This is a genomic window from Corynebacterium sp. KPL4015, assembly GCF_040225725.1.
In the GTDB taxonomy this organism is placed as follows: Bacteria; Actinomycetota; Actinomycetes; order Mycobacteriales; family Mycobacteriaceae; genus Corynebacterium; species Corynebacterium rhinophilum.
In genome coordinates, this window is record NZ_JBEHGF010000019.1 from 40,878 (window position 1) to 47,677 (window position 6,800).

The following is a 6,800-nucleotide window of genomic DNA, read 5'->3' on the forward strand; positions in this document are numbered from 1 at the left end:
ACGATTTCTCTGTGTGAACTTCTTTATGAACCTGCCATTGGCCGAGCCCGTCAACGGCGTCATATTCCTCCTCATCCTCGCGGTAGCGGCGATCGTTGTTATCACCCAAAAGAAAATCTGGCCGATACTTTTCGCCCTCGTCCTCTGCGCCATTGGGTGGTTCTTCCTCCGGCACTGGGAAGTACCCTGGCACATCTATCTAGCCGCGGTAGTTCCCTTGGCCGCACTCCTGCGCAGGCCCAAGGTGATCACGGTCGTGGTGGGAATCTTTTCCCTCTTGGCCACCGTCGGGCTAGTCAATATGGAATATCAAACCTATCCAGACGTCGGCTCCCTCGACCCGCGCCCTGTGGCGAAGGAAATGGACTATGACGAGTTCACCACCACCCATTCCGGCGCCGCCCTCGTCCACGTCGATCTGCCCAGCGCAACGTCCCACTTCTCCGCGCGCACCGCCACCGCGTATATCCCGCCCGCATACTGGACGGATCACAACCTCCCGGTTCTGGTCCTTCTCCACGGCAACCCCGGCGGCCCGGATCAATGGTTTGGTTCGGGCGAAGCGGACGAAACCGCCGATCAATTCCAAGCGGCCAATGGCGGGCGCAGCCCCATCGTCATCGCCGTCGATGCCACCGGTTCCGAGACCGCGAACCCCATCTGCGCCGATAGCGATGTCGCCCAAGTCATGACCTACCTCACCCGCGATGTTCCCAAAGATATAAAGTCAAAGTTCCAAGTCAACAACGATCAGCACACCTGGACCGTTGGCGGGCTAAGTTACGGCGGCACCTGCGCGCTGCAAATAGCTACCACCCATCCGAATGCCTACGGCTCCGTTATCGATACCTCCGGCGAGGCCGAGCCGACCATTGGCAACCATTCCGCCACCGTTAATAAGTTTTTCCACGGCGATGAATCCGCCTATAACAACCAAGACCCCGCCTACCTCTTGGAGCGCAACCGCTACGACAACCTTCAGGCCATCTTCATCGCCGGTGATGACGATGCCGCATCCGTCAACGCCCTGCGCTCGCTATCAGATAAAGCTCGGGCAGCCGGAATGAAAACCTATTACGGCACGCGGCCGGGTGGGCACTCCTTCCAGGTCTGGCGCCCCGCGCTACGCGAATCCTTTGCTTGGGCCGCTGCCCGCGGCGGCATCAAGGTAGAAACAGATCCGTTCGATGGGATTAACAATGTCCATTCTTAAAAAGCTTCCCGTTTCCATCGCTCTGCTGGCCATCATGTGGTCGCTACACCTCGTCGATTTTCCCCTCAAACCGTGGCTTGCGCTCACCACCGCTCACCCGGGTGCTTCCATCATCATTACCGTGCTCATCGCCACCTGGCTCGCCCCGGCCGAGTGGCTCCTCGGTTCCACCTATACCCTCACCACCGGGCTGGCGGCGACGGCGATTGGAGTGCCGATAACGCTGGGCATCGCCAAGCACTGGCCCAATAGCACCGACTTCCTCAGTCCGATTGGATTCATCGTAGGCGCGGCCGGGTTCGCCTCCGCGTTCATGCCCCGCCTGTGGCGCCGCCGCCTCCGAATTTCCATTCTTTCCCTGACCGCCACGTACGTGCTGTACGCGGGCGCGCTTTCCGATGTCCTCGGTATCACCACCGCCGCCCTATCCATCGCCGCCGGCCAGCTACTCGCCAAACCCGCACCCGGTACGCCGACCGTCCGCGAACAACGCGTGCTCATCGCCGTCTGCGTCGCCTGCGTTGCGATAGGCCCCGCCTTCATCGCCCTGGATCCGTTGGCGCAAGGCCCATTTTCCGATGTCACGCGCCTGCTCTGGCAAGATAGCCGCGGAATCGGGCCCGTGGTAGCCAACCTGTTGCCACTCATCCTGCAACTCGTCTTTTGCTTCGGCCTCGTGCGCGGGCGCATCACCGCCTGGAGGCTCGCGGTCTTATCGCAGGTAGCGGCCCTTGCCCTGCTTGCCTATAGGCTTTCTTTCCTCCCCGAGCTCATCCCTGTCACGCTGCCTTGGCTTAGCGTGCTCGCAATCCTGCTCATTAACCGGCGGCTGTTTCCCACCCACGAAAACCGCGCCTATCTCCTGCGCACCGCTCTGTTAAGCGCTGGCATCGCCGCATGCGGTTCGGTGCTCTGGATTCTCATCGCGCAGCTGCACGCCCCGCTGCCGAACGTGCTCGCTGAAACCCCGTTGCGCTTCCTGCCCACCGTGGTGGCCCTGATACTTCCCCACCACGTAATCCCCACGTCGTCCCTCGCCTGGTTCCTCTACGAGTGGATAGGAAACGCCTTTTGGATCTTCGTGGCCTTCCGCCTCTATCGCGGCTTCTCCCGGCCCACCGATCCAGCAAACGCGGCAGATATCCGCACCGCGCGCCGCCTGCTCGAATCCGGCACGGGCGACCACCTCTCCTTTATGACCCTGTGGAAATCCAACCGCTACTTCTTCCACGGCGATTCCTACGTGGCCTACCGCGTCTCCAACGGCGTCGCCCTCACCCTAGGCACACCCGTGGGCCGCGATATCAGCACCGAATTCGCCACCTTCGCCTCCAACCAGGGTTGGTCCGTGGCTTGGTATTCCGTCAACGCGGACTTCGCCGCCGCCCACCCAGAACTCAAGCGCGTCCACGTTGCCGAAGAGGCCGTCTTGCCCTGCCGCACCGAGTTCAAGGGAAAGAAATTCCAGAATGTGCGCACCGCCCGCAATAAAGCAGCTAAAGAGGGACTACGCACCCGCTGGATCAGTTGGTCTGAGCTCGACCTGACCACCATCGCCAAGATCACTGCCCTTAGCGAGGAATGGGTCGCAGAAAAGGCGCTGCCCGAAATGAGATTTACCTTAGGCGGGCTAGAAGAGATGAAGGTCCCCGGCACTCGCCTGCTGCTTGCCGAAGCCCAGGACGGCACCCTCCACGGTGTCACCAGCTGGATGCCTGTCTTCGAAAACGGATCCATCGCGGGCTATACCCTCGACGTCATGCGCCGCAACGAGCACGGCTTCAAGGGAGTTACGGAACTGCTCATCTCAGAAGCCCTGCTCATCGCAAACGCCGAAGGCTGTACCTGGATCTCCTTATCCGGCGCCCCTCTGGCCGGGCAAGCATCGTCGCCCTCCTGGCTCGATCATCTCTTGCAGCGCCTAGGCAAAGAGGTCGAGCCCTTCTACGGATTCCACAGCCTGGCGGCAAGCAAAAAGAAGTTCCAGCCCGAAGAGCACCCATGGTTCCTGTGCTACGACGACGAGCTGAAACTTCCAAATATTGGTCTAGCGACGATGCATGCCTACCTTCCAGACCTCAAGACCACGGATGCGGTCAAGGTCTGGATGTCTAAGCATTAATCCGCAATCGCCTCCAGTGGCGGCGTCTTTGCCGCGCGTTGCGATGGCCATACCGCTGCAATGATGCCCACCACTGCGGATCCCAGCAGCATGATTACCAACATGCCCCACGGAACCTCAGCACCGCCAAGGCCCTGATCATTCAAGATCTCAATGAAGGACCAGCCCAAACCGAGGCCAATGAGAATGCCCATGATTGCGCCGAAAAGCGAAATCTGGACCGACTCCAGAGTGATCATCCTGCGAATTTGGCGGCGCTGCGTACCCACCGCACGCAACATGCCGATCTCCTGGCGGCGCTCGATAACGCCCAAGGTCAAGGTATTGACAATGCCCAGTACCGCGATGATCACGGCTAGTGCAAGAAGACCGTAGAGAATGGCCAGCATCTGGTCAATGAAGCCAGCAGCCTGACCCGCATATTCCTTACCGGTATTGACCTGTACCACCACGAGATCCTTGACAGCATCCTCGAGGTTCTGGCGCAACTCTTCCTTGTCATAGCCTTCTTGGCCTAATACGCCCACCATCTGCACGGAGAATTCACCGTCAGCGGCGACCTGTTCTGCCACGTCCTGCGAAACCACCATATTTTGAATGGTCTCGATGGGCTCAAAGGTACCGACCAGTTTCGCTTCCGCGGTCTTGCTTGGTTCGCTTCCGGTGACCTCGTAGGTTTCTCCTACCTTCCAGCCATTTTCTTTGGCGAAGTCTTCTGTGGCGGCAAAGCCACCTTCAATATTGGCATCGCCTTCCACCATGTTCATCGCCAGCATCGCGGTCGGGTCAGCATCTACCGTCACGGTGAACAAACCGCCGGCGCCAAAGTCCAAGGAGGCCTGACCGTCCACGGCAACCGGGGCCGAGCCAACGGTAATGACCTTATCCACACCGTCTGCCTCTGCGGCACGCGCACCGGTTTCCTTCGGCGTCGGGAAGCTTCCGGAGCTTGGACCGGACAAAATATAGTCCGATGTAATAGTTTGGTCCACCGTATCCGAGATGGAAGCCTTCATCGTCTGCCCCAGCATGCCGATGCTCGTGACCAATGCCACACCCAGGGTTAGGGCAAAGGCCGTAGCGGCGGTGCGGCGCGGGTTACGCCGCGAGTTAGTAGCAGCCAGCTTGCCGATGGACCCGAAAGGCGCACCAATAGCCTTGCCCAGTGTTGGCACCAGTGGCAAAGAGAGCGCGGGCCCAGCCAGGAAGAAACCAATAATTACTCCGACGGCGCCGAGGCCGACGAGAATGGCGCGGACGTTCGTTTCGGCATCGCTAAGCACGCCCGCAAACGCCGCAATAATACCGCCGATCATGAGGATCGCACCGAAAATCGTGCGGACCTTTAAAGAAGAGCCGGAGGCAGACTCCGTCGTGCGCATCGCCTCGACCGGTTCCACAGCACCCGCGCGCCGCGCAGGAGCCCACGCGGAGACCACGGTGACAATCGTGCCCAAAATAATGGGGACCACCACGGCCGCAACACTCAAGCCCAAGCCGCCGCCGATGTCCATACCGTTGGCGCCCATAATTGCCTTGATAACAGCGACTAATCCCACGCCGGCAAGAACACCGACGATGGAACCCAGTACGCCAACGATGACAGATTCCACCACAACAGAATTGGTGATCTGGCGACGCGAAGCACCCAAAGCGCGCAGCAGAGCAAACTCCTTAATGCGCTGGGCCACGATCATGGAAAACGTATTGGCAATAATAAAGGTACCCACCAACAAGGCGATAAGACCAAAGGCAACGAGGAAGTAGTTCACAAACTTCAAGGCCTCAGTCATTGCTTCACTGGTTTGCTCTGCCAGACGCTCGCCGGACTCGGCTTTGATGTCGAACTTGTCATTGAGGTCATCGACAAGCGCATTCGCATCTACGCCATCAGCGGCAGAGACCTTCAGCTGGGAGGGATCACCAAATCGTCCTAGGTAATCAACCTCGCCCATCCGCAGCTCGATGCTATCGCCCTGCTCCACCGGCGGCTCCACGATGCCTGTGACCCTAACCTCATCCTGGCTATCCGGATGAACCACCAAAAGCTTCTGGCCAACGGAAATATCGTATTTCTCCGCAGCAGAGGAATTGATCGTTACCTCATCTATGGCTTTTGGCTCATCGCCTTCAACCAGCTCACTAGATCCACCGACGGTTTTATCCGCGGGGTAATACGGCACAAGGCTCGCAGTACCACTTTGGGTTTGGAAAGCCTCCGAATTTTCATCGGCAACAACCACGGTCTGCGAGTCAGCGACGTTGATGTTTTTAACCGCGGGATCATCAAGCAGCTGTTGGCGCAGCACTTCATCCAGCTTCTGGTCACTATCATCGTTCTCACTAACTACTGCGTCTACACCGCGGAATTGGTTATCCACCGCGGAATCAAAAGTAGCCTTCAAAGAGTTAGTGAACATGAAAGAGCCAGCAATAAAGGCGGTGCCTAAAACCACCGCCAAAATTGTCAGCCCAAGGCGCAACTTATGCGCCAAAATATTGCGCACGGACACCCTGCGCATTGCGTTTCCGCGTGCCATTTAACCCTCAATCTCTGCCATTACATTGTGAATGGCCTCCATCGTCGGATCCTGCAGTTCGTTAACGAGCTTGCCGTCAGCAAGGAAAACTACGCGATCAGCATAAGACGCCGCCTTGGCATCATGCGTCACAATGACCACAGTCTGGTCATCCTGATCCACCGCAGTGCGCAGAATATCCAGCACCTCAGCCGAAGAATTGGAGTCCAAGTTACCCGTAGGCTCATCTCCAAAAATAATCTCCGGCCGCGACACTAAAGCGCGAGCACATGCCACACGCTGCTGCTGACCACCAGACAATTCCGCCGGACGGTGCTCCAAACGCTCCGCCAGCCCCAAGCGGCGGGTGACTTCTTCAAACCATTGCTTGTCGACGTCCTTACCTGCAATGTCCGTCGGCAGCGTAATGTTTTCCGCAGCCGTCAAGGTAGGAACCAAGTTGAAAGACTGGAAAATGAATCCCAGGCGATCACGGCGCAGCGCCGTAATGTCTTTGTCATTGAGATGGGACATATCGGTATCCCCGATGAACGCCGAACCAGAAGTAGCAGAGTCTAAGCCTGCCATCGTGTGCATCAACGTCGACTTGCCCGAACCCGAGGGGCCCATAATGGCCGTGAATTGGTTCTTTCCAAACTCGATGGACACGTGATCAAGGGCGATAACGGCTGTGTCATCGCTTCCGTATTGTTTAAACAAGTCAACGGCGCGTGCCGCGGCATCAGTCATAAAGCGTGTTCTCCTTGTAAATGGGAAATTACCTTTCTACATAGTAACCCGCTCATTCGCTGCGTCCCATCATCCCATGGGCTGAATTGGGCGCACTGGTGTGGTGGTGCTGGGTTGGTGGTTCTTATTTTTTGTTGTTGTGTTTGTTTCTTTTGTGTGTGAGGAATTGTTTCCAGGTGTAGTGCCAGTGTGTGTT

At 58.0% G+C, this 6,800-nt stretch carries 4 protein-coding genes; 2 read left to right on the forward strand and 2 right to left on the reverse strand.

Translation table 11 applies throughout. From position 1 onward, the window contains the following. Positions 1-13 precede the first annotated feature (13 nt). Both ABRP64_RS08170 and ABRP64_RS08175 read left to right on the forward strand, forming a co-directional pair. Positions 14-1,213 (forward strand): alpha/beta hydrolase, encoded by a 1,200-nt coding sequence (locus ABRP64_RS08170; protein ID WP_349866078.1) that lies wholly within the window; start codon positions 14-16, stop codon positions 1,211-1,213. Then, positions 1,200-3,335, forward strand: a complete 2,136-nt coding sequence (locus tag ABRP64_RS08175; protein WP_284854034.1) for a bifunctional lysylphosphatidylglycerol flippase/synthetase MprF — start codon at positions 1,200-1,202, stop codon at positions 3,333-3,335. Before ABRP64_RS08170 ends, ABRP64_RS08175 begins: the two co-directional genes overlap by 14 nt. Here ABRP64_RS08175 and ABRP64_RS08180 read toward each other — a convergent pair. Further along, positions 3,332-5,875, reverse strand: a complete 2,544-nt coding sequence (locus ABRP64_RS08180; protein WP_349866079.1) for an ABC transporter permease — start codon at positions 5,873-5,875, stop codon at positions 3,332-3,334. The two genes, ABRP64_RS08175 and ABRP64_RS08180, sit on opposite strands and share 4 nt — an antisense overlap. Next, positions 5,876-6,604 carry an ABC transporter ATP-binding protein gene (locus ABRP64_RS08185; protein ID WP_284785874.1) on the reverse strand — a complete coding sequence of 243 codons (729 nt, stop codon included), beginning with the start codon at positions 6,602-6,604 and terminating at the stop codon, positions 5,876-5,878. Between the last annotated feature and the right edge of the window lie 196 nt (positions 6,605-6,800).

Coding starts and splice junctions, on each gene's coding strand:
- ABRP64_RS08180 (WP_349866079.1), bottom strand. CDS start 5,875: ATGGCACGCGGAAACGCAATGCGCAGGGTGTCCGTGCGCAATATTTTG.
- ABRP64_RS08185 (WP_284785874.1), bottom strand. CDS start 6,604: ATGACTGATGCCGCGGCACGCGCCGTTGACTTGTTTAAACAATACGGA.
- ABRP64_RS08175 (WP_284854034.1), top strand. CDS start 1,200: ATGTCCATTCTTAAAAAGCTTCCCGTTTCCATCGCTCTGCTGGCCATC.